The sequence below is a fragment of the Bradyrhizobium sp. LjRoot220 genome (genome assembly GCF_964252915.1).
Taxonomy (GTDB): Bacteria; Pseudomonadota; Alphaproteobacteria; order Rhizobiales; family Xanthobacteraceae; genus Bradyrhizobium.
On the sequence record NZ_CAXUPS020000002.1, the window covers coordinates 1 to 23,624 of the forward strand.

The following is a 23,624-nucleotide window of genomic DNA, read 5'->3' on the forward strand; positions in this document are numbered from 1 at the left end:
GGGCGAGATTGTCACCCAGGCCTACACGCTGACGCTGGTCGATGAACATGGCGGCCGCTCCACCAGGGACGTCACCATCACCATCACCGGCAACAACGACGCGCCGACGATCGACGCTGTCGTTGAGACCGTGACCGATACCGCCGCAGCGGATCCGTTCGCGACCCTGTCGGGAACACTGGTTGGCGACGATGTCGATAATGGCGCCACGCTCACCTACGCGATCGACGGGGCAACGCCGGCCGGCGATGGATCGACTTCGGTCACAACCAGCTTTGGTACGCTGACGGTGCATGCCGACGGCAGCTACGAGTATGCGCCGAACGCAAGCGCGATCAACGCGTTGCCGGCCGGCAGCACCCCTGTCGATTCCTTTACCGTCGCGGTGACCGACAATCATGGTGCCACGGCAACGACAACGCTGACAGTCAACATCACCGGTGCCAATGACACCCCGGTCATCACCTCGAGCACAACGACCCAGGATGTCGAGGAAGGCACCGGCACGGTTTCCGGCGGCGGAGTGGTCGCCGACGTCAACGCAACGGACGCCGAAGGGGCGTCTGTCGTGTACGGCCTGGGTGATAACTTTGGCGGTCGCTTCGCCATCGATCCGATCACAGGCGTGATCACCATCCCTGCAGGCGCCGGACTGCTGTTCGATTACGAACAGCAGCCAAGCTACACGCTGGACGTGATCGTCTCCGACGGAGTCGGCGGTGTTGAGCATCAAACGCTGACCGTGAACGTGGCTGACGTCGATCCGGAGACCTTCACGCTCCCGGCGGGTCCGCGTCCGGGCCTGACCGTAAGCGGCGGCGCCGGCGACGACCAATTCACCACGACCTATCGTGCCGTGGATGGTTCGAACCCCAATCCTGACACCATCAATGGCAGCGGCGGTCACGATACGCTGACGGTCAACTTCACTAACGGCGATGACGGCCCGGCAACTGTAACCCTCGGTGCCGTGGGCAGCAGCGATGAAGGCTACGCGCTGATCGACGTCAACGGCGACGGTACGACCGATATTCGCGTCACTGGCGTCGAAGACATCACGTTCAACCTCGGCAACGGCAGCGACACCCTGACTCTGTCTGGAGATCTGACCGATGCCGGCGTGTCTCCAAACACCATCACGGTCGATCTCGGTGCCGGCAACGATACGTTCGACGCCACCGGCTCGAACGTGGATTATGTCGTCAATGGTGAGGATGGTAACGACGAAATCACCGGCGGCGATATCAACGATATCCTGACGGGCGGAACCGGCAACGACACCTTCCATGCCGGTTTGGGTAGCGATGAGATTCACGGCGGTGCCGGAGGCGCAGACGACGCCAACACCACGATCGATACCGCCACTTATGATGCAGGCGCCTCGATCTTGTGGGATGGCACGAACTGGCAGGTCGACAAGAGCACCGGGATCGATACGCTTCACGGCATCGAAAAGGTGGTTATCGACGGCGATACATTCTGGCTGGTCGATAACGACAGCGTCGATGGCGGCCTCGATCTCCAGGGAGCAATCGATCAAGCCGGCGCCTCAGACGTCGTTCTGTTGTCCGCGGAAGTGCATTCCGACGCGGTGACGATCGATCATGCGCTCACGATCCGCGGCGTCAACAATTCGGGGGTTGCGGGCACTGCGCCCCGAGGGGCGGAATCCGTCCTGACGGGAACGATGGCGGTGACCGCGGCTAGTGGTCTCGTGACCTTCGATGGCCTCAAGTTCCTCAATACCTCCAGCAACGCGACGGCGCATCACGGTATCGACATCCAGGCAGCTGCCGATGTCACCGTCACGGACAGCGTATTCTCGTCCAATCAAGCCAATGGCAATAATGTTGGCGCATGGGGAGACGTCGCCGTCTACGTCGGGACGGCGGCAAGCGGGGCGGTTCACGTCACCGACAACCTGTTCACCACGGATGTGTTCCCGCTGCCGGCTAGCTACTACAGCGGTGCAGCCTGGAACCGAGGTATCCTCAGCGAAACCGACGCAACCACGCTGACGGTTACGGACAACAGCTTCAATTATCTCCGGACCGGTGTCGGTATCCTCGGCAACGACTCTGACACCATTTCGAATAATACGTTTAGCCATTCCGGTACGGGTATTTCTCTCGGCGGTCCGGTCACGACACCGATTGAGAGCATCGAAAACAACACCTTCGACACAGTCGATACCGACTTCAACATCCGAACCACCTACAACGGGTTTACGTTCGATGCAGAAGCGCACGGCAACGTGTCGCAGAGTGGACAGCTGACCGTCATTCTCGGCGGCGATTTCGACGATACGATCACGGGCACGGAAGGCGACGATTACATCGCCGGCGACGCGAGTGCCCATTCGGGCGGCCTTGATTTTGGTGCAGGTTCGGCGAACCCGGATGCAAACACCCTGAAGGGCCTGGGTGGCAATGACAGCTTGCTCGGTTCGACGGGCAACGACACCGCTGTTTATGTCGATACCCACGACAAGTATCTTGTTGCGGTCACGAGCGATCCCAGCGGCTTCGTCACTGGCTTCACCAGCGTCCAGGATGCCGACACACTGTCAGGCTCCACGCTGAACGAAGGTACCGACACACTCTCTTCCATCGAGCGCATCCAGTTTAGCGATCTTACGCTGGACCTGACGCAGCCTGTGCAGGTGTTGCATGGTGGCGTGCTGGTCGGCACCTACGCCTCGATCCAGGATGCTATCGACGACGCCGGGACTCTGTCCGGCGATACCATTCTCGTGGCCGACGGTGTTTATGACAGCGTAACGGTCAACAAGGCCGTGAATATCGTCAGTGTGAATGGGGCGGCCACAACGATCATCTCCTCGTTGAGTGGCGGCAACGGCATCACGCTGACGGGCGACCTCAACGCCGGCGGCTCCGCCACCGTCCTTATCTCCGGCTTCACGTTCGCGAACAACAACGCCGGCGTCTCGGTCTCCTCTTCGACCAACCTCGACAGCCTGGTGATCGACCACTCGAACTTCATTGGCAACAAAACGCACGGCGTCGGCATGGGCAGCGGCGCGCCCAACCTCGCGGACATCAAGATCACGGATTCGACGTTCGCCCAGAACGGCGACGGCAGTTCCAATGGTGATGGCGATATCAGCCTGTTCGGCTTCCATGGCGATGCGCTGATCAAGGATGTCACCATCGAGGGCGGCAGCAATGCCGTCCCGAACAGCGGCAACGCGGATTTCGCGATCCAGATCAGCGGCTTCGAGCCGGGCACCTACAACGTGACGCACGAGATCGGCAATGTTGTCATCGACAACGTCGATATCAGCGGTTCGTACGCCAAGGTCCTGTTCTATGCGCAGGGCTATACCGGGATGAACGGCCTCGATTTCAGCCAGGGTCCGGGAACGTCGGTCGAAGGCCACGCGGGCTGGGGCTACGCGTTCTATATCGACGAAACCGCAGGCCAGGACGCACCGGAGTTCACCACCGGCATCGACGACATCATCGATCTCAGCAACGTGACGGTTTCCAACGATATCGTCATCAACGTCGGGCCGACTCATCCGCTCTATCCGCTGAACGGCCAGGCTCTCGGTTCGATCGTCAACGGCACGCCGGCGGATAACGCCGTCACCGGCACGACGGCGGACGACCTGTTCGTCGGCGGTGCGGGCGCCGATTACTTCGATGGCGGCGATGGCAACGATATCGCGCTCTACGCCTCGGCGCTGACCGGTGCCGACGTCAGCTACAACGGCGCCTCATGGGTCGTGGATGCCGGCGCGGAAGGCGTCGACACCCTTCAGAACGTCGAACAGATCGTTGATGGCGACGGCCATCATGTGTTCCTCGTCAACGACGGCGGTTCGATCCAGGCGGCAATCGATGCTGCCAGCGAAGGCGATATCATCGTCGTCGCGGAAGGCATCTACAACGAAACGATCGACCTGAATAAGAAGGTGACGCTGGTCGGCGCCAATAATAGCATTGACGGTAACAGTGGCCTGCGCGGCGGCGAGAGCGTCATCACCGGCGGCGTGCTGGTGTCCGCCAATGGTGCGACGATCGACGGCTTCCAGATTGAAGGCCAGTCCGGGCCCTATCCGAGTGGCATCTATATCCAGGCCAACGATTTCACGTTCACGAATTCCATCCTTGACGGCTGCTCCTGCGTCGGATCGGGCGCGCACGCGTTCACCACGCAGGCGGGTGTCACCGGCCTCGATTTCCAGAACAACCTGGTCACGGATTGGGACTTCGGCGCCTACATCACCGAGGGCACCTCCGGGGTCATCGCGAACAACCACTTCAGCGACATGCACGACAATTCCATCGTCACCGAATCGGTGTTGATGCTGATCAACGGCAACGACTTCGCGAATGGGGCGTACACCCATGTCGTCGTCGTGTCGGGATCTTCGGTTGTCGATCTGAACACCTTCATCAACGGCAATACGTTCGATGAACCGATTGCGGCTCCGACGCCGATCTCGGTCTATCCGAACGCGCCGGGCGCGGAGACCATCCTTGGCACCAATGAGGCCGAGCTGATCCGTGGCGGGAATTATTTCCCGAACTACACCGGCACCAGCCCGGGACCGTTCGCGGTCGATGGCCGCGGCGGCGACGACGGGATCTTCACGTCGGACGGCAATGACGACATCACCGGTGGCGCGGGCAACGATTTCATCGTCGCCGGCGATGGCACCGACACGGCCCGGTATACCGGCCTGCGTTCGGATTACGTCTTCATCCAGGCGCCAGACGGGGCTGTCCATGTTTCCGACAGCCGCCCCGGCGCGGCGGATGGCTTCGATACCTTGTACGGCGTCGAAACGTTCGTCTTCGCGGACGGCACCTTCTCGCTTGCTGCCGTGCTGGATCACGCGCCGACGGCGGCGCCCGATCTGTTCTCGGCGACCGAAAACGTGACGCTCAGCACCGGCAACGTGCTGACCAACGACTACGACCCGGATGCGCCGGGCGACACGCTTGTCGTCAGCGCCGTCAACGGCGTGAACGCCAATGTCGGCGTTCCGATCGTCGGCGTCTACGGTTCGCTGACCCTCAATGCGGACGGCACGTTCAGCTATCTGGCCAACACTGCGCTGGCGGAAGCGCTCGCAGTGGGTGTCCATGGTACCGATACCTTCAGCTACACGACGACGGATAGCCACGGAAAGACCAGCTCGACGTCCGTGGTGTTCGACGTCACCGGAGCCGAGGATGCGCCGGTCGTCGACGTGGTGCACTCGGTTGTCGGCACTACGTTCTCCGAAGCGGCCGGTGTCACCAACAGTGCGCAGGTACGGACCCAGGCAGGCTCGGTGTTCTTCACCGACGTCGATTCCACCGACACGCTGACCCTGCAGCCTCTCGGGGCAGTGTCAGTGGTCTGGAAGGACGCTGGCAATATCGACGTCAGCGGTCAGCTGACGGCAGGCCAGATTGCGGCACTTTCGAACCTGACGGCCAGCCTGGCTGGGAGCGGCAACAATGTTCACGCCGATTGGTCCTACAGCGTAGCGGAAAGCTCGCTGGACTTCCTTGGTCTGGGCGAGACGCTCACGGTAATCCGCACGGTTACGGTTTCCGATGGCAACGGTGGTACGATCAGCCAGCCGATCACCATCACCATCAACGGCCGTAACGACGCTCCGACGGTCGTCAATGATCCGGCCGCGGTGAACGAAAACCAGACGGTCGCTCCGGTCACCGGTGTGATCGGCAACGACGGCGATCCAGATGCGCACGATGCGGGCACCTTGCGCGTAAGCGCCGTGTCGTCGAACGCCAACGGCAATTCCGGCGCACTGGCTGCGGTTGGTGATCAGCAGATCATCGTCGGTGCATTCGGTACGCTCACCATCCATGGTGACGGTACCTACAGCTACACCGCCGACCAGGCGGAGTTCCTGGCGGCCGGTCAGTCGGTCAACGACAACTTCACCGTCACCGTGATCGACAACCATGGCGCAAGCAGCCTGAGCCGTACGGAACAGCTGTCGATCGCCGTAACAGGTCAGAACGATGCGCCGGTCGCCGTTGCCGACATCAAGTCGGTCAACGAGAACGCCACTGCGATCGGCAGCCTCCTGACCAACGACACCGACATCGACATCAACGATGTCCTGTCGGTCGCTTCGATCAACAACGGATCGGGCGCGCAGACGGTTCCGGCCGGCGGCAGCGTCACGCTCAATGGCCTGCACGGTACCCTGACGATCAATGCCGATGGCAGCTATGGCTACGTCGCGACCAACGAAACGCTGGCGGACGGTGACGTTGTCACGGATTCCTTCACCTACGTGACAAAGGACGTTGCCGGCGCGACCAGCGGCACTGCGACGCTCACGATCACGGTGACCGGCACCAACGATGCGCCGGTCGCGGTGGCCGATACCGCCGCCATCAACGAAGACGCGGTTTCGGTCTCGGGCACCGTCCTAACCAACGACACCGACGTTGATGTCGGCGATACGCACACGGTCGCGACCGTGAACGGCCTGGCTGGCAATGTTGGTTCGAGCGTAACCGGTGCCTACGGTGCGCTGGTTCTCAACAGCGATGGCACCTACACCTACACCCTCAACAACGCCCTGGCCTCGGTCCAGGCGCTGGCGCTGGGTCAGCAGGTGACGGATACCTTCACCTATACCAACATCGACAACGAGACTGGCGTCAGCAATTCGACGACATTGACGGTGACGGTGACCGGAACCAACGATGTGCCGGTGGTGGTGGCGGATGCCGCGGCGGTGACGGAAGATACCGATACCGGCGCCAAGCCGAACCCGGTTTCCGGCAACGTCCTGACCAACGACACCGATGTGGATGCCGGTGACACCCGCACGGTCTCGAGCGTGGCCGGATTGACGGGCAATGTCGGGATCGACGTGGCCGGTACCTTCGGCACGCTGCGTCTCAACAGCAACGGCAGCTACACCTACACGCTCAACAACGCTCTCGCCGCCGTCCAGGCGCTGGCGGCAGGCCAGTTCGTTACCGAGGTCTTTGCCTATACTGCCATCGACAACAATGGCGGTGTCAGCGTTCCGGGCAACCTGACGATCACCGTGAACGGCACCAACGATGTGCCGGTCGCGGTGGCGGATACAGCCACCATCAGTGAGGACGACGCGCCGATCGTCGGCAACGTCCTGGACAACGATACCGACATCGATCTGATCGATACCCACACGGTCCTGACCGTGAACGGGTCGGCGGGCAATGTCGGCGTCGACGTGGCCGGTACCTACGGCACGCTGCACCTGAACGCTGATGGCAGCGCCACCTACACCCTCAACAACGCTCTCGCCTCGGTGCAGGCGCTGGCGGCTGGTCAGCAGGTGACCGAAACCTTCACCTACACCAACGGCGACGACCACTCCGGCGTCAGCAACTCGACGACGCTGACGGTCACGATCACCGGCACCAACGACGCGCCGGTCGCGGTGGTGGATACTGCCGCCATCAGCGAGGATGTGGTTTCGACTTCGGGCAACGTCCTGACCAACGATACCGATGTCGACGCTGGCGATACCCACACGGTTTCGGCCGTGAACGGGTCGGCGGGCGGTGTCGGGAACAGCGTCGCCGGAACCTACGGCGCGCTGGTTCTCAACAGCAACGGCAGCTACACCTACACGCTGGCCAACGGCCAGGCCAACGTGCAGGCGCTCGCGGCCGGTCAGCAGGTGACCGACGTCTTCACCTACGTCAACACCGACAACCACAGCGGTGCCAGCAACACGGCCAATCTGACGGTGACGGTGACCGGCACCAACGACGCGCCGGTGGCAGTGGCCAACACCGCCACCGTCAACGAGGACGCGGTCGCAGCGATCTCGGGCAACGTCCTGACCAACGATACCGATGTCGATGCCGGCGATACCCACACGGTCTCGGCCGTGAACGGCCTCGCGGGCAATGTCGGGATCGACGTGGCCGGTACCTACGGCACGCTGCACCTCAACGGCAACGGCACCTACACCTATACGATCAACAACGCCCTGGCTTCGGTCCAGGCGCTGGCGCAGGGGCAACAGGTTAGCGATGTCTTCACCTACACCAACGCCGATAACCATGGCGGGGTCAGCGGTTCGGCGAACCTGACGGTGACGGTGACCGGCACCAACGATGCGCCGGTCGCGGTGGCGGACGTTGCGGCGGCCACCGAAGGTGGAAGCCCGGTCACGGGCAACGTCTTGACCAACGACACCGATGTCGATGCCGGCGACACCCACACGGTCTCGGCCGTGAACGGTCTGGCGGGCAATGTCGGAGTCGACGTCGTCGGAACCTACGGCACGCTGCATCTCAACAGCGACGGCAGCTACACCTACACGGTGGCCAACAACCAGGCCAATGTGCAGGTGCTTGCGGGCGGCCAGCAGGTGTCGGACATCTTCTCCTACGTCAACACCGACAACCACTCCGGCGTCAGCAACACCGTGAACCTGGCGGTGACGGTGACCGGCACCAATCCGGCACCGGCGATCACCACTTTCAGCCACGATACCGGCGTCAAGGGCGATCATATCACTGCCGACAGGAAACTTGAACTGGGTGGGACGGCTGACGCGGGTTCAAGAGTCGTGATCTTCGACGGTCCGAGCCAGATCGGCATCATCTTCGCCGATAGCGCAGGCAACTGGAGCTTCAATACGGCGACGCTCGCGATTGGCTTCCACACCTTCAGCGCGGTGGCCTACGACGCCCAGAACCATGCCAGCCCGGCCTCGACGCCGCTTGTGATCCAGGTGGATCCGTCCGCGGCAAACCATGCGCCGGTGGCTACGGCAGCCAACTTTGCGATCGGCCAGAACCAGAAGATCGCAATATCGACGCAAGTTTCGGTTACGGACTCCGACGCCGACTCGATCACGGGTTATCAATTCTGGGATGATAACGGCAACTTGGGTGTCGCGGACAATTCTGCCGGCGGCACTTCAGGCTACATCACGGTCAACGGCATTCGCCAGGCATCGGGCGTAGTCATTGATGTAACCGACCTTTCGAGCGTGTCTTACACGGCAGGAGCCACGGGTGATATCTTGTGGGTCAGGGCGTCTGATGCGCAGGGCTTTGGTGGCTGGACACGCTTCGATGCCACGACGAGCGTGCAGGGAAGCACGATCAACAACGTGGCACCGGATGTTCTCGTCGCCAACGTGACAGCGACAACGAAAGGCCAAGTATTCACCCATTCGCAGTTCGTGACTGCGGCAAATGATGCCAATGGTGATCCCATTGTCCGCTATCGCTTCTACGACGATCACACTGCGGGGGGAACAGCAGACGATAGTCCTGCCACCGACAACAGCGGCTATTTCGTCTACAACGGCGTTCGAATGGCCGAAGGCGTTGGATTCGAGGTTGAAGCGTCCGAACTCGGCAATTTGACGTTCCACTCCACCAGCGGGACAGATTTGCTATGGGTGCAAGCCTATGACGGTCAGGCCTGGGGAACGTGGAAGCAGTTCACGGTCACGGGAGCTGCCAATGCAACGCCGACCGTCACGCCGACCAGCGCCACCATCACGATTGCAAAAAACAGTCCAGTCTCGGCGAACGCGTTGTTCGCCGCGCAGGACAGCGACGGAGACGCTATCACGCAAGTTGAGTTGCGCGATGCGACAGACTCGGCCACGAGCGGTTACTTCGTTGTTAACGGGGTTGCCAAGGCAGGAACCGATACGATCACGCTGACGCAAACGCAGTTGGCGAGCACGTACTTCCAGGCCGGTAACGGCAGCTCGGACAATCTGTCCGTGCGAGTCTTCGATGGCTATCAGTGGAGCGGTTGGTCCAACTTCCAAGTCAACGCGCCCAATCACATACCGGTGGTGGCGATGCTTGGGCCTAATGCAGACGGAGTCGTAACAATTCCGTCCGGCCAGGCCTCTACTTCGGTATCCACGCTGTTCGATCTCCCGGCCAAGGTCACCGACAGCGACGGAGATGTTATCACCAAGTATCAGTTCTGGGATGGTAACGAAGACCTTGGCCCTTCCGATGACATCCGGGCGGTCGACAATACTGGCTACTTCACGGTCAATGGTGTCAGGCAATCCGCTGGCACAGCCATTGAGGTCTCGGCGGATCAATTGGACAGCGCCAACTTCCTCAAGGCCACTGCCGGATCCACTGAATATCTATGGGTGCGCGCCTACGATGGAACTGATTGGGGTAATTGGCAGAGAATGCATGTTACTGAATCAGCGAACGTGCCTGGCCCACTCAACAACGCGCCGGTAACGCTGGTTCACGATATCAATGTTGCCAGCCACGGGATGACATTGTCGGCGAGTTCGCTGTTCTCTTCGGCAGACGCGGATCCGACCGATCAGATCACCCGGGTCCAGTTCTGGGATGACCACCGAACGAACGGCGGCGCTGACGACAATCCGGCCGTCGATACCAGTGGCCACTTTGTCATGAATGGAACGAGGCTCGCCGAAGGTCAGGCCCTGGACTTCGCGATCAGCGACCTCAACTCGCTGACGTTCCAGACCGGGTCTGGCTCGGATCTGCTCTACGCGCGCGTGTTCGATGGCGACGCCTGGAGCAACTGGCTGAGCTTCCACGTCAATGCTCCGGTCGACCACGCTCCCGTCGTCACAGGCTCATCGAACTTCAACCTTGTGACCAACCAGGTGGTGTCGGCGCAAACGTTGTTTAATGCGACCGACGTGGATGCTGGTGACCAGATCGTTAAGTATCAGTTCTGGGACGGGACACCGGCCGCGAACAGTGCCCACTTCGCGATCGACGGGGCGCCTCAGCAAACCGGCGCCGGTATCGATGTGCTGGCCGCCGATCTCAGCTCTGTAAGCGTTACCGCCGCTTCCGTGGCCGAAACCGACCAGATGTGGGTGCGCGCCTTCGACGGCACGATGTGGAGCGATTGGCATGCGTTCAACATCACCTCGCATTAATACCGCTTAACCAAGCTTGCTTACCAAGCCCCGTTTGCCAGTCCGGCAAACGGGGCTTTCTTTTAGCCGGGGGTATCAAGGTGGATGGCAGGGCGGCGTCTGACTTGTCGTCCAGGCGAAATCGGCAGGCTTGACCCCTTGCGAGATAGCCTTTCGCAAATCTGAATCCTGAATACGCCTAACCAACCCTAAATCGCACCGTTGCGATTTTTAGCGTTTCGTTGACGATTAATTATCGGCAACTTACCGGCGCTTCACCGGGACAGCTCTCACGCAATTGGGCGCAGCGCGGTCGAGAATATGCGAGAGCCCACGATCGGAGCACTCGATGCTTCGTCAGGCGTAGCAGGCACAACGCCATGGCGTTGGTTTCAAGAGTCTGGACGTGATGCTGCGGATTTTCGATCGAAGTTTCACATTCAATACAGCCAGCATGCTTTCAACTTGAACGAATTTCGTAACGAGTCGGAAAGGCTGACGACTGGTGAACGTCAGCGGATGAAAACGAAGTATTTATCGTAGCTGTCCGATCAGACTTCGTTATCTATTCGTGGTGCGATCTCGTTAAGTCCGCACGCCTACCGTCGACCCATAAGCAAGAACGAAAAGTTCTGCAGTGGGGCGTCAAATGGCTAGCGTAACAACCGTCACCTGGACGGGTAACCAGGACATCGATGGACTCCTGACTGGGTACAAGTGGGCCCAGACATCGCTGACATACAGTTTTCCTGCCGATGGTTCGTTTTACGGTTCGCACTACGCGACAACGAACACGCAGAACACGACAGGTTTCGCACAGCTCAACGCTGCTCAGCAGGGCGCGGCGCGATCCGTGTTGGCGCAGTATCAGGCCGTCAGCGGGCTGACCTTCACCGAGATGGAAGAGACTGCAACGCAGCACGCTACTCTGCGCCAAGCACAATCGGGCGTGTCGCGCACAGCTGATAGCTACAATCCCAATCCGAGCTTTGCCGATGCGGAAAGCGGCGACTCCTGGTTCAGCAGCTATCGCACCTGGTATCTGGACCCGGTCAAGGGCAGCTACGGCTATCTGACCTTCCTGCACGAGATCGGTTTGGCGCTCGGTCTGCGTGACAACACGACCGGCACCTTGCTGACCTACGCTCACGATTCGATGGAGTACAGTGTCGAAACGTACCGCTCCTATGTCGGCGCTGCCGTCAATGGGTACCAGAATGAAGCGTGGAGCTATGCTCAGTCCATCATGATCGCGGACATCGCTGCAATCCAGCAGATGTATGGTGCGAACTACAACACCAACTCGAGCAACACCGTCTACTCCTGGAGCGCGACGACTGGCGAGCAATTCATCAACGGCGCTGGTCAGGGCGCGCCCGGTGGAAACAAGATTTTCCAGACGATCTGGGATGGCAACGGCGTCGACACCTACGATTTCTCGAACTATGCGACGAACTTGTCCGTCGACCTGCGCGCCGGCGGTTGGACGACGGTATCGACCGCCCAGCTCGCTGACCTCGGCGGCGTGACCGCTCCGGGCGCGCACATCGCGGCTGGAAACATTGCGAACGCGTGGCTCTATGACAACGATGCGCGGTCGTTGATCGAAAACGCCGCAGGCGGATCCGGCAATGACAGTATCGTCGGCAATCAGGCCAACAACGTTCTGACCGGCGGAGCCGGCACCGACGTGCTGTACGGGTTGGCGGGCAACGATACGGTCGACGGCGGCCTGGGCAGCGATACCGCCGTCTTCACCGGTGCGAGGAGCAACTACCGGGTGTCCCGCGGCGAAAATGGATCGCTTTACATTACCGATTTGCGTGCCGGCTCGCCGGACGGTTCTGACGTGCTGGTGTCGGTCGAAAATCTCCAGTTCAGCGACGGCGTGTTTTCACCCAGCGCGCTCGGCATTGCTGCTCCGATCGCCAACGCGACCACCGTCACGCTCGTGCATGGCCAGGCCGTTCCGGCATCGTGGATGTTCTCCACGTCGACCCCCTATATCCAGCAGTACCGTTTCTTTGAAGCGGCGGTGCCGGGTGGTGGTGCATTCGTTCTTTCTGGCGTCGCTCAGGCGGCGAATGCAAACATCACCGTCGATGCCGGCGATCTCGCCAATCTGACCTATCAATCGGGCAATGCGTCCGATCAGCTGTGGGTCCAGGTTTTTGATGGCGTGCAGTGGAGCGGATGGACCCAGCTTTCGGTCAATCTGATCAACCACGCACCCGCCGTGACGTCTTCGGACGTCGTCGCGAACAAGGGCCAGTCGTTCGCCGTGTCCTCGTTGTTTGGCGTATCGGATGCGGATGTCAACGACAGCGTCGTCAAGTATCAGTTCTGGGACAGCACGACAGGTCCGTCCAGCGGCTCCTTCATGATCAATGGCGTGAGCCAGGATGCCGGCAGGGCGATCGACGTTTCGGCGGCACAACTAGCCGGTACCGTGTTCCAGAGCCGGTCGGGTATGGATCAGCTTTGGGTGCGCGTGTCCGATGGCTTGGACTGGAGCGCCTGGCAGCAATTCAACGTCACGGCGCCGGTCGATCGGGCCGCCAATGTAACGGTCGAAAATATCGGCGTGGCGATGAACTACACGCTGGGAGCGAACCAGCTCTTCAGCAGCTCAGACCCCGATGGCGATACGGTAACCCAATATGAGTTCTGGGATTCGAGCGCTGATGCGACGAGCGGCCATTTCAATGTCGGTGGGGTAGCGCAGGCGGCGGGACAGGCGATCGGCGTCACTGCGTCCTCGATCAACAATGTCACCTTTACCTCGCCTTCAGCGCCCGGCACCGATCAGCTGTGGGTTCGCGCTTTTGACGGGGTGCTGTGGAGCGAATGGAAGAGTTTCGCCGTGACCGCTCCGGTTGTCCTTGCGCCCAAGGTTGTCGTGGCGGATACGACGATCGCGAAGAATGGTTCTATTTTGGCTGCGGATCTGTTCCATGCGTCGGTTCCGTACTCGTCGGAAACCGTCACGGCCTATCAATTGTGGGACGATGCCTCCGGAGCCAACAGCGGCTATTTCGTCGTAAACGGCGTGGCGCAGACGGCCGGCCAAGCGATCGATGTATCGGCTTCGAACCTGGCTCACACTTACTTCCAGGCGAATGAAGCGAGCTCCGACAGTCTTTGGGTTCGCGCAGCGACGGGAAATACCTGGAGCAACTGGGTGCACTTCACCGTCTATGCGCCGGATGCCGCGCCCGTGGTGACCGCCGCTGACTTGATCGCCACAAAAGGCGAAACCTTTCAGGCGGCCGATCTGTTCGACGCGGTCGACAGCGATGCTGGCGACACAATTTCCCAGTATCAGTTCTGGGATTCGACGGCCAATGGCGATAGCGGGTATTTCGCCATCAACGATGTCCGCCAGGGGTCGAATCAAAGCATCACGGTGAACGCATCGGATCTCGCGAACACGGTCTTCCAGAGCGGCTCCGGGACGGACCAGCTCTGGGTACGTGCCTTCGATGGCCAGATCTGGAGCGACTGGAAGGGCTTCAACGTAGTCGCGCCGATCAATCACGCGCCGGTTTCAGTCGCGTCTAATCAGATCGTGGCGAAGAATGCCACCGTTGCCGCGAGCTCGCTCTTCACCGTCGTCGATCAGGACAGCGACACCATTGCCGGCTATCAGTTCTGGGACTCCACGGCCGGAGCCAATAGCGGGCATTTCTCGATCAATGGTGTGCAGCAAGCTGCCAACGTGGCGATCGATGTCGCGGGATCCCAGCTGTCGCAGGTTTCGTTCTCCGCGAAGGCGGGCAGTGTCGACGACCTCTGGGTTCGTGCGTTCGACGGCGTGAGCTGGAGCAATTGGCAGCCTTTCTCCGTCAGTGCGCCCAATCACGCGCCGATCGCGACGGTGGGAAATCTGACCGCGTCCAAGGGTCAGGAATTTTCAGCCTCGCAGCTTTTCTCGGTTTCGGACGCCGACGCAGGCGACACGGTCGTGAAATACCAGCTGTGGGATTCAACGGTCGATAGCCACAGCGGCAGCTTCGTCGTCGATGGCGTGACGCAGGGGGCCGGCCTGGCGATCGACGTTTCGGCAGCGCAGCTCGCCGGCACCACGTTCCAGAGCGGTTCCGGCGCCGATCAGTTGTGGGTCCGTGCGTTTGATGGACAGGATTGGGGTGATTGGAAGGGCTTCACGGTGGCGGCGCCGATCGATCATGCTCCCGTTGTCACGGCGGGCAATGTCGCGCTGTCGGCGGGTCAAACGGTGACCGCTTCTTCGCTGTTCTCCGTCAGCGACGTCGACCTCTCGGACCAGGTCGTGAAGTACCAGTTCTGGGATGGCACCGCCGGATCCAGCACCGGACATTTCGCGGTCAATGGAGCCGAACAAGCTACGGGCTCGGCGATCACCGTGCTGGCCGCCGATCTTGCCCATGCCAGCTTCGTGGCGGGGACCGGTGCAAATGATCAACTGTGGGTGCGGGCATCCGACGGAGCGGTTTGGAGCGACTGGACCGAGTTTCATGTGACCTCAAGCGCACATGCTTAACCGGGGTTGAGACCTAAGATATTGTAAAACAATTGGAATTTGCGACGGCGGTGTTTCGGCTCCGCCGTTTGGCCTGCCGGCGGTAGTTGAATTTTTACTATTGGCTAATCCCGAGGCTATATTATTCGAGCGGGAAACTCCGCGAATAAGGGAGTCCTGGCGCAACCTTGTGTTGGCGCCTGCCTCTCGCTGTTTGTGTTTTTCTTCTTTTGCATCGTACATCAAATTTTGTGATTGGCGGCCGTGAGCACAATTCCTTCCGATAGAAGCGGGTCTCCCAGGGGGTCGGGTTCGTCCAGCGAACTGGTTGCCGCGCTTGCGGCGTGCCGGCATGCATTCATAACCCTGGCCATCGCCAGCGCGATCATCAACGTGCTCTATCTCACGGGCTCGTTCTACATGCTCGAAGTATACGATCGCGTCATTCCGAGCCGCAGCCTTCCGACCCTGGTCGGACTCTCGCTTCTCGCGATTTCGCTCTACGCCTTTCAGGCGGTGCTCGACCTGTTGCGTTCGCGGATGCTCGTGCGCATCGGCCGATCGTTGGGGCAGGATTTAAGCATCCGTGTCTACAACACCATCTCCCGGCTCTCGTTGACGACGCGCAGCGGCGGAGACGGTCTGCAGCCGATGCGAGATCTGGATCAGGTCCGCGGATTTCTGTCCGGTCCTGGCCCGATCGCGTTTCTCGACCTTCCTTGGCTGCCGTTCTACGTCGGGATCTGCTTCATCTTTCACTTCTGGATCGGCATTGCATCGCTTGTCGGTGTGCTTTTTCTGGTGACGCTCACCATCCTGACCGACCGATTCACAAAGGAACCTTCTCGCGAAGCCACCGGACACGCGATCAAGCGCAATTCACTCGCAGAGGCTTCGCGGAGAAACGCTGAAGTTCTGCATGCCATGGGGATGAATTCACGCATTGCCTCGCTGTGGGGTGAAGCCAACGTCAAGTATCTGGAAGCGCAGCAACGGACCAGCGATATCAGCGGCGGTTTCGGCGCAATCTCCAAGGTTGCGCGCATGGTATTGCAATCGGCCATGCTTGGCATCGGCGCATACCTCGTGATTCGCCAGGAGGCGACCGGCGGCGTCATCATCGCGGCCTCGATCATTGGCGGCCGGGCGCTTGCGCCGATCGATGCCGCGATCGCCAACTGGAAGAATTTCGTGGCGTCTCGACAGAGTTGGCATCGCTTGACGTCGCTGTTGGCGCTGATTCCCGACTTCAAGAGTCAGATGGCGCTGAGCAAACCGAGCAAGTCGTTCGAGAGTGAGGCGGTGTGCGTCAGCCCTCCCGGCGACCGGCGCGTGATTGTTCAGGATGTCACCTTCCGCATCGAGGGCGGCTCCGCCCTGGGTATTGTCGGGCCGAGCGGCGGCGGCAAGTCGTGCCTGGCCCGCGCGCTTGTGGGTGTGTGGAATCCGGTGCGGGGTACCGTCCGGATAGATGGCGCAACGCTCGATCAATGGGTGCCAGAAGAACTCGGCAAGCACATCGGTTACTTGCCGCAGGACGTCGAACTGCTCGCCGGCACGATCGCCCAGAACATCAGCCGGTTCGAAGCGGCGCTGGACTCGGAAAAGGTGTTGGCCGCCGCCAAACTCGCCAGCGTTCACGAGCTGATCCTCAAATTGCCCAATGGGTACGAGACCGACATCGGCGAGAATGGCAGTTCGCTTTCGGCAGGCCAGCGTCAGCGCATTGCGCTCGCGCGGGCACTTTATGGCGATCCATTCCTGGTCATGCTCGATGAGCCTAATTCGAATCTCGATCCGGAGGGCGACGAGGCCCTTACGCGCGCGATCCTGTCGGTCAGGGCGCGGAATGGCATTGCGATCGTGATCGCCCATCGCCCGAGCGCGCTGGCCGGCGTTGACCAGGTCATGGTGGTCGCGCAGGGACGGTGCCAGGCCATCGGACCCAAGGAAGAGGTCATGGCCAAGATGATGCGACGTCCACCCCCCGTTGCTCCGCCAGGCGGTCTGCGGGTTGTCAACGAAGCTGCAAGCACGTCGCAGTCATGAGCGCAGATACTCCGAACATGCTGGCTTCGCTCAAGAAGCACATCTGGGCGGTCGCCATTGCGGCCGTTATCCTCGTGTTCGGTCTTGGCGGCTGGGCCACCACGACTGAATTTTCCGGCGCGGTGATTGCGCAAGGCCAGCTCGTCGTCGATTCGAACGTCAAGAAGGTACAGCATCCGACCGGCGGAGTTGTGGGTGAGGTGCGAGTGAGGGATGGCGCGCCCGTCAAGGCGGGCGATATCGTATTGCGCCTCGATGAAACGCAAACCCGCGCCAATCTGGCGATCGTCACCAAGGCGCTCGACGATCTTGGCGCCCGGCAGGCTCGCGAAGAGGCGGAGCGCGACGGGTTCACCGAAATCTCTTTTCCCCAGGAACTGCTCGACCGAATGAACGAGCCGGGCGTCGCCAAGGCGGTGAACGGCGAACGAACCCAATTCAACGTTCGTCGTCAAACCCGGGATGGCCAGCGCTCGCAATTGAGAGAACGCATTACTCAGCTTCGAGAGGAAATCTCCGGATACGCTTCCCAGATCACGTCAAAAGTGAAGCAGGTCGAATGGATCACCAAGGAGCTCGAAGGCGTCAATCAGCTCTGGCAGCAAAATCTGGTGCCGTACACCCGCGTGACGACGCTGGAGCGGGAGAAGGAACGCCTCGAAGGCGAGCGCGGCCAGCTTGTCGCGTCGATCGCTCAGTCGAAGGGGAGAATGGCGGAGACGGAGCTTCAGATCCTTCAAATCGATCAGGATATGCGAACCGAGGTCGGCAAGGACCTCGCCGATATCAGGGGCAAGATAGCGGAGCTCGTCGAAAAGCGGGTTGCGGCCGAAGACCAGCTGAAGCGTATCGATATACGCGCGCCGCAGGCCGGCTTCGTGCACCAATTGACGGTACATACGGTTGGCGGGGTGGTATCGCCAGGTGAACAGATCATGCTGATCGTTCCGAGCCTGGACCTGCTCAACGTCGAAGCCAAAATTCAGCCGCAGGACATCGACCAGGTTCATATCGGGCAGACCGCCTTGCTCCGTTTCTCTTCATTCAGTCAGCGCACGACACCCGAAATCGATGGCGTCGTGAGCCAGATTTCCGCCGACGTCAGTGAAGATCAGAAGACCGGAACCCGTTACTACACGGTTCGGATCGGGGTCGCCCCCAGTCAGATTGCCCGGCTGGGAAACCTGAAGCTGATCCCCGGAATGCCCGTCGAGGCATTCATACAAACGACTCCACGGACCGTGCTGTCGTTCTTGACGAAGCCCCTCAACGATCACATCGCCCACGCGTTCCGAGAGAAATAGAACAGCGTCGGGATGCTCGCAGGCGTCTTGCACGCCCGCATCGATATCAGTTTGCAGGGCCGGGCATCTTGTCAGCATTGATCGCCAACTCCCTGAAGATGCGCCCTCGACCGAAATAAAGTATTGAAATACTTTAATAAATTGATGATTGGCGTCCGTCGAGTGATGTGCGCAGGCTCATGAGCCCTTGGAATTTACCGCCGGTATCGGGCGGGCTGGGCCGGATTGGTGCGTGCGCTTGGGCCCGAAATCGGACATAGCGAATCTTCGATACCTGGACGGCGAGATAGCGCTTCCGTATCGGGGACTGCTGCCGGTATACCGCGTCGTGGAAGCGAGCAAAAACGGGTAGCAGTGCCTCGAATCGTCAGCCTCTTGATGGTCGAAAGAAACAAAGCTCGCTTGCGCATTTGAAAATGGAAAACAGAACTGATGGCCGGACCGAATAGCACCTGGTTTCGTTATGCTGCTCTAACCAGCGGTGTCGGGCGGAAGCAGGCGATCGCAATAGTGCTGCTCTCGATCGCGGTGTCCGCGTGGCTCATCGGCAGACAGGTTCTCCACGCCAGCTGGGGCATGATCGATGATCACGACACGATACGGCTGATCGGCGCCGGCAACCATCATCTACCGATTGGGCAATATTTCCATGTTCTCTTCACGCAGACTGAATTAGGCGCGATTGGCAAATACACTCGCTTTCGTCCGTTCTACTATCCCGCCCTGCTGGGCGAAGCGGTGCTGTGGGGCGACAATGTTCATCTCTGGTATGCCAGCAGGGTCGGGCTGCTCGCGGTCTTCATTGCCGGCATATGGATTGTGGTCGCGCGGCATCTCGGCATCATTATCGGTCTGGCCGTCGTTCTCGTCGTGATGCGCGCGCCATTCTGGGGCGACGTGTGGGCCCGGCTCGGCCCAGGTGAAATCTACGGCGCCGCGGGGCTCGGCCTGTGGCTTGTCGGCATCGAGGGGATGTTTACCTCTTCGCGCAGCCGGGTGCGCAATCTCAGCCTGCTCGCGGTGACCATCGGCACTGTCATGATGGTAGGCAGCAAGGAAACCCTGTTTCCGTTCGCCGGATATTCATTCTGTGCGATAGCAGTCTATATCTACCTGCATCGCGATTCACTCGCGGCGAAGGTCCATCTTGCTTTCATCCTGGCCTACAGCTCACTGTCTGCCGTCGCCATTGGCCTTGCACTGTCACGAGCAGGCCAGGACTTTCTCGGTCAGCCGGTCGGGCTAGGGGAGCGGTTGGCAAGAATTCTGTCGCCGCTGGGCGATTCGGGTTTGCAGTTCCTGTTGCCGGCGCTGTTGCTGCTCGGTGTGACAGCCGGCGTTGTCCGGTGGCTCTCACGTGATCCGCGCGACTTTCGCAATTTGTGGCTCGGGCCGGCCGCCGTTTACTGCGCCGGAGTCGCGTTGGTCTGGAGTCTCTATCTCTCCCAATACATCGGCTACAGTGGTAAGTGGCCGACGGGCTATCGTTACGATTTTCCGGGCGTGTTTGCGCTTCCGGCGCTGGTCGTCATCAGCGTTGCCTTTGCAACGACTGTCTTGCGGCCCTTCCCTTGGTTGAATGCGGCGGTGAGGGGCTGCGCGCTGGCTGGCGCGGCTACCGCGATTGTGATGGCATTGCTCAGATTGCCGTTTCCAGTTTCGACGGCCGTTGCCGCCAATATCGATCTCACCGCGAAGTTCCAGAAAACGCTGAGCGAACTGTCGGCACTCGCCAACAAAGATCCGAACATGCCAATTGTTCTCCGGGCAAACGGGGCATGGACCTACGAAAAGATCGTGTCAGTGGCGATCTATCTGCACGGCTACTACAAGATTGCCAATCCGATCGCCGTCAAGTTTTATCCGGAGCCGAATCCAAACCCGCAACTTGCCGGTCTCGGTCAGATCATCAAGCAATGGGAATTGAGCGGCGGCCGTGACGAGTTCGTTGCTCTCGCTACGATCGCGGAACGCGCAAAGTCGGGATGCCTGAGCATCGGGTTTGACGGGCCGGCGGAGCCCAGCTGCAGCAGCGATTTCAGGATGTAGACGAAGGGGATTTGCCGGACTGCCAGCGATCTACCGGTTGTTTCCGAGGGTATAATATTGCGCCCCGAACGGCAGCAGCGAGAACAGCCGGTCGACCTTGCGGAGCAGGGTGCCGGCCGCCGGCACCGAGAAGATGTACCTGGTGCTGATGTCGCTGAAGCCCGCGCCCTGCAGAAGCGCTTCCGAATCCCGCCGCTTCAGAAGCACGGCATCCTTGTCGAACTCGCACGTATCGACGATGCGCCGGGTCACGGGATTGAGCGGATTGTGCTCGAAGATCGCGAATAATCCTCCGGGACGGAGCACCCGGCGGACGTCGGCAACCAGCGCCGGGCGCTGTGCGACGGGAACGTGATGAAACACATTGATCGCGAACGCGGCGTCGAACGATCGGTCCTCGAATGGAAGGTGAGTGCCGTCGAAGACCTCATAGCGGATGCCAGGGTTGCGTTGACGCGCCACGGCGATGCTGGCGGCTGAAACGTCAATTCCCGCAATCGCGCCAACCCGGCCGGTCAATTGCTTATGGGCATTGGCGACGCCGCACCCGACATCGATCAACTCGGCCTTGGCAGCGCCGCCCTGCCGCGCGTCGAGGATGTCGACCAGGTAGTCGTTCTTGACCCGCGCGAAGAAGTCGATGTCGAGGCCCGAGAAATTAAGCGCCTTGTTGATCTCTTCATTGTAGTTCGCGGTGTAGGCGTCGAACTCGGCAGCCTTGATGTCATCGGGCTGTTTCATCGGTCTCACCATAGTTTCCACGGCGCGGAGCCGGAGGCCCACATTTCTTCGAGTTCGCGCTTCTCTCGTAGCGTGTCCATGGCCTTCCAGAAGCCCGGGTGACGATACGCCATCAGTTGGCCGTCTGCTGCCAGTCGCTCCAGCGGCTGGCGTTCCCACACCGTTTCGTCGGCATCGATATAGTCGATGACGCGACGTTCGAGAACAAAGAATCCACCATTGATCCAGCCCATTTCAGCGTCCGGCTTTTCGTGGAACCGGGAAACAGCGTCGTGCTGGTCCATGTCGAGGATGCCGAAACGGCCGGGCGAGGGGACCGAGGTGACCGTTGCGAGCTTGCCATGGCTGCGATGGAAAGCGATCACCTTGGCGATATCGAGATTGGCGACGCCATCGCCATAGGTCAGGCAAAAGGTTCCGTCCAGATGCGGTGCGACGCGCTTGATGCGCCCGCCGGTCATGGTGTTCAAGCCGGTGTCGATGATCTTTACGGTCCAGTCGTCGAGCGATTTGGGCGTGAGGTAACGGACCTCGCGCGTCGCGGTTTGAATCTCGATGTCGTTGGTTTCGAGGAAATAGCTGGCGAAATAGTGCTTGATCATCGAGGCCTTGTAGCCGCCGCAAATGACGAAATCATTCAGGCCCGCTGCGGCGTAGAGCTTCATCACGTGCCACAAAATCGGCCGGCCGCCGATTTCGACCAGCGGCTTGGGCACGAGGTCGGTTTCCTCGGAGAGGCGTGTGCCGAACCCGCCGGCGAGAATGACCGCTTTCATGTCTTGAGCCTTCAGTTCGCCGCGTCGTGGCGCAGTTGAGTTGCATCGGCGGCTTACGTGCCGGGCTGAAAATCCTGCTGGCTCAGAATGTCGATCACCGGGCCGTCGTAACCGTTTTCCTTGAGATAACTGCGTATCTCGACCGGAATGTGCCACGCCAGATTGAGCAACGGGTTGGCGCCCCGCGAGGCCTTGAATAGGTCGTCGTCGGAGCCGATCGGGATCCGGGTGCCCGGCAGGTAATGGCCGATTTTCATCGAGCCCGGCTTTTCATGCACGATCGAGATCGCGTCGCTGTCGAGCGCCAGCAGTTTGATCAGAATGGCGGCGCGCCCCGGGAACGCCTTGCCGCGAAGCGGTCCATCGCGTTGTACGAGCGTTTTCAACTCCTCGCTCTTCTTGTCGCGCCAGCGCGTGACGCCGGTGCGCAGTGTCGCGAACTCTTCGCCGAAGCGCGCTTCCTTGGCCTCGAGATCCCGCATCGCGGAGGGCTCGACGACGGATGCCTGTTTGCCCGCGAAAATACGAATGTTGCCGCCGTAGCGCGCGGGAAACTGCACGTCGATCAGATTGAGTCCAAGCGCGCGCGCGATGAACACGAACGAGCGATAGCTGTAGGTGCGCGGGTGTTCGTGATAGAAGGTATCGAACTGATTGGTCAGCAGAACCGATCCGAGATAATGGTTCTCGATAACCAGGATGGTTTTCTCGCCGATCAGGCGCTTCAGCGCGGCGATCACGCCGCCGAGATCTTCAATGTGGGCGAACACGTTGGTGAACGTAATGAAGTCCGGCTTGCCGTGAGCCGCCACGATTTGATCCGCGGTAGCTTCGGTGAAGAAATCATGGATGGTGACGTGTCCCTTCGCCGCGCAATCCTTCGCGGCGGAGGTCGGTTCGACGCCGATCGTGGTGGCGCCCTTCTCGCGGAAGAAATCGAGCAGGCTTCCGTCGTTGCAACCGACATCGACGACCTTCTTGCCTGCGACCAGGCCGAAGCGTTGCTCGCAGGCATCGGCAAGACTCTTCATTCCGGAGAGCACATCGGCGGTAAAGCGCGACCGGTAATGATAGCTCTCGGGGAACAACTCCCGTTTCGGAACCTGAAAGCGCTGGTGCGCGGTCCGGCAGTTCTCGCAATACAGGATATCGATCGGATATTCCGCGCACGCCCGCGAGCTTCCGATCGCAACGAGATCGTCGCACATCGGATGCGCCCCGAGATCGAGGACGGGGACGAGGGTGCGGCTGCCGCACACCTCGCAATGATCGATTTCATTTGCCGGCACGGTTGTCGAATTCATTCT

At 60.5% G+C, this 23,624-nt stretch carries 8 protein-coding genes; 5 read left to right on the top strand and 3 right to left on the bottom strand.

Annotated features, from left to right (window positions below; translation table 11 throughout):
* The 5 genes from ACSQ84_RS08395 to ACSQ84_RS08415 form a co-directional block, all read left to right on the top strand.
* The coding region (locus ACSQ84_RS08395; RefSeq protein WP_436211206.1) for a VCBS domain-containing protein at positions 1–10,918 on the top strand (10,918 nt) is incomplete at its 5' end.
* Positions 10,919–11,546: 628 nt separating this feature from the next.
* Positions 11,547–15,419: a M10 family metallopeptidase C-terminal domain-containing protein gene (locus ACSQ84_RS08400; RefSeq protein ID WP_436211207.1), complete on the top strand. Its 3,873-nt coding sequence runs from the start codon at positions 11,547–11,549 to the stop codon at positions 15,417–15,419.
* A gap of 243 nt (positions 15,420–15,662) precedes the next feature.
* Positions 15,663–17,447 carry a type I secretion system permease/ATPase gene (locus tag ACSQ84_RS08405; RefSeq protein ID WP_436211208.1) on the top strand — a complete coding sequence of 595 codons (1,785 nt, stop codon included), beginning with the start codon at positions 15,663–15,665 and terminating at the stop codon, positions 17,445–17,447.
* On the top strand, positions 17,444–18,751 hold the full coding sequence (locus tag ACSQ84_RS08410; protein ID WP_436212242.1) for an HlyD family type I secretion periplasmic adaptor subunit: 1,308 nt from the start codon (positions 17,444–17,446) through the stop codon (positions 18,749–18,751). Before ACSQ84_RS08405 ends, ACSQ84_RS08410 begins: the two co-directional genes overlap by 4 nt.
* Positions 18,752–19,183: 432 nt before the next feature.
* On the top strand, positions 19,184–20,800 hold the full coding sequence (locus tag ACSQ84_RS08415) for a hypothetical protein (protein ID WP_436211209.1): 1,617 nt from the start codon (positions 19,184–19,186) through the stop codon (positions 20,798–20,800).
* 30 nt (positions 20,801–20,830) lie between these two features.
* Here the strand turns inward: ACSQ84_RS08415 and ACSQ84_RS08420 are convergent, their stop codons facing one another.
* The 3 genes from ACSQ84_RS08420 to ACSQ84_RS08430 are packed head-to-tail and all read right to left on the bottom strand — an operon-like array spanning position 20,831 to position 23,621.
* The gene (locus ACSQ84_RS08420) at positions 20,831–21,541 is read right to left on the bottom strand and encodes a class I SAM-dependent methyltransferase (protein ID WP_436211210.1); all 711 of its coding nucleotides are present in this window, start codon (positions 21,539–21,541) and stop codon (positions 20,831–20,833) included.
* A gap of 5 nt (positions 21,542–21,546) precedes the next feature.
* The gene (rfbF, locus tag ACSQ84_RS08425; RefSeq protein WP_436211211.1) at positions 21,547–22,317 is read right to left on the bottom strand and encodes a glucose-1-phosphate cytidylyltransferase; all 771 of its coding nucleotides are present in this window, start codon (positions 22,315–22,317) and stop codon (positions 21,547–21,549) included.
* A 53-nt stretch (positions 22,318–22,370) separates the two neighbouring features.
* Positions 22,371–23,621, bottom strand: a complete 1,251-nt coding sequence (locus tag ACSQ84_RS08430) for a class I SAM-dependent methyltransferase (protein ID WP_436211212.1) — start codon at positions 23,619–23,621, stop codon at positions 22,371–22,373.
* Between the last annotated feature and the right edge of the window lie 3 nt (positions 23,622–23,624).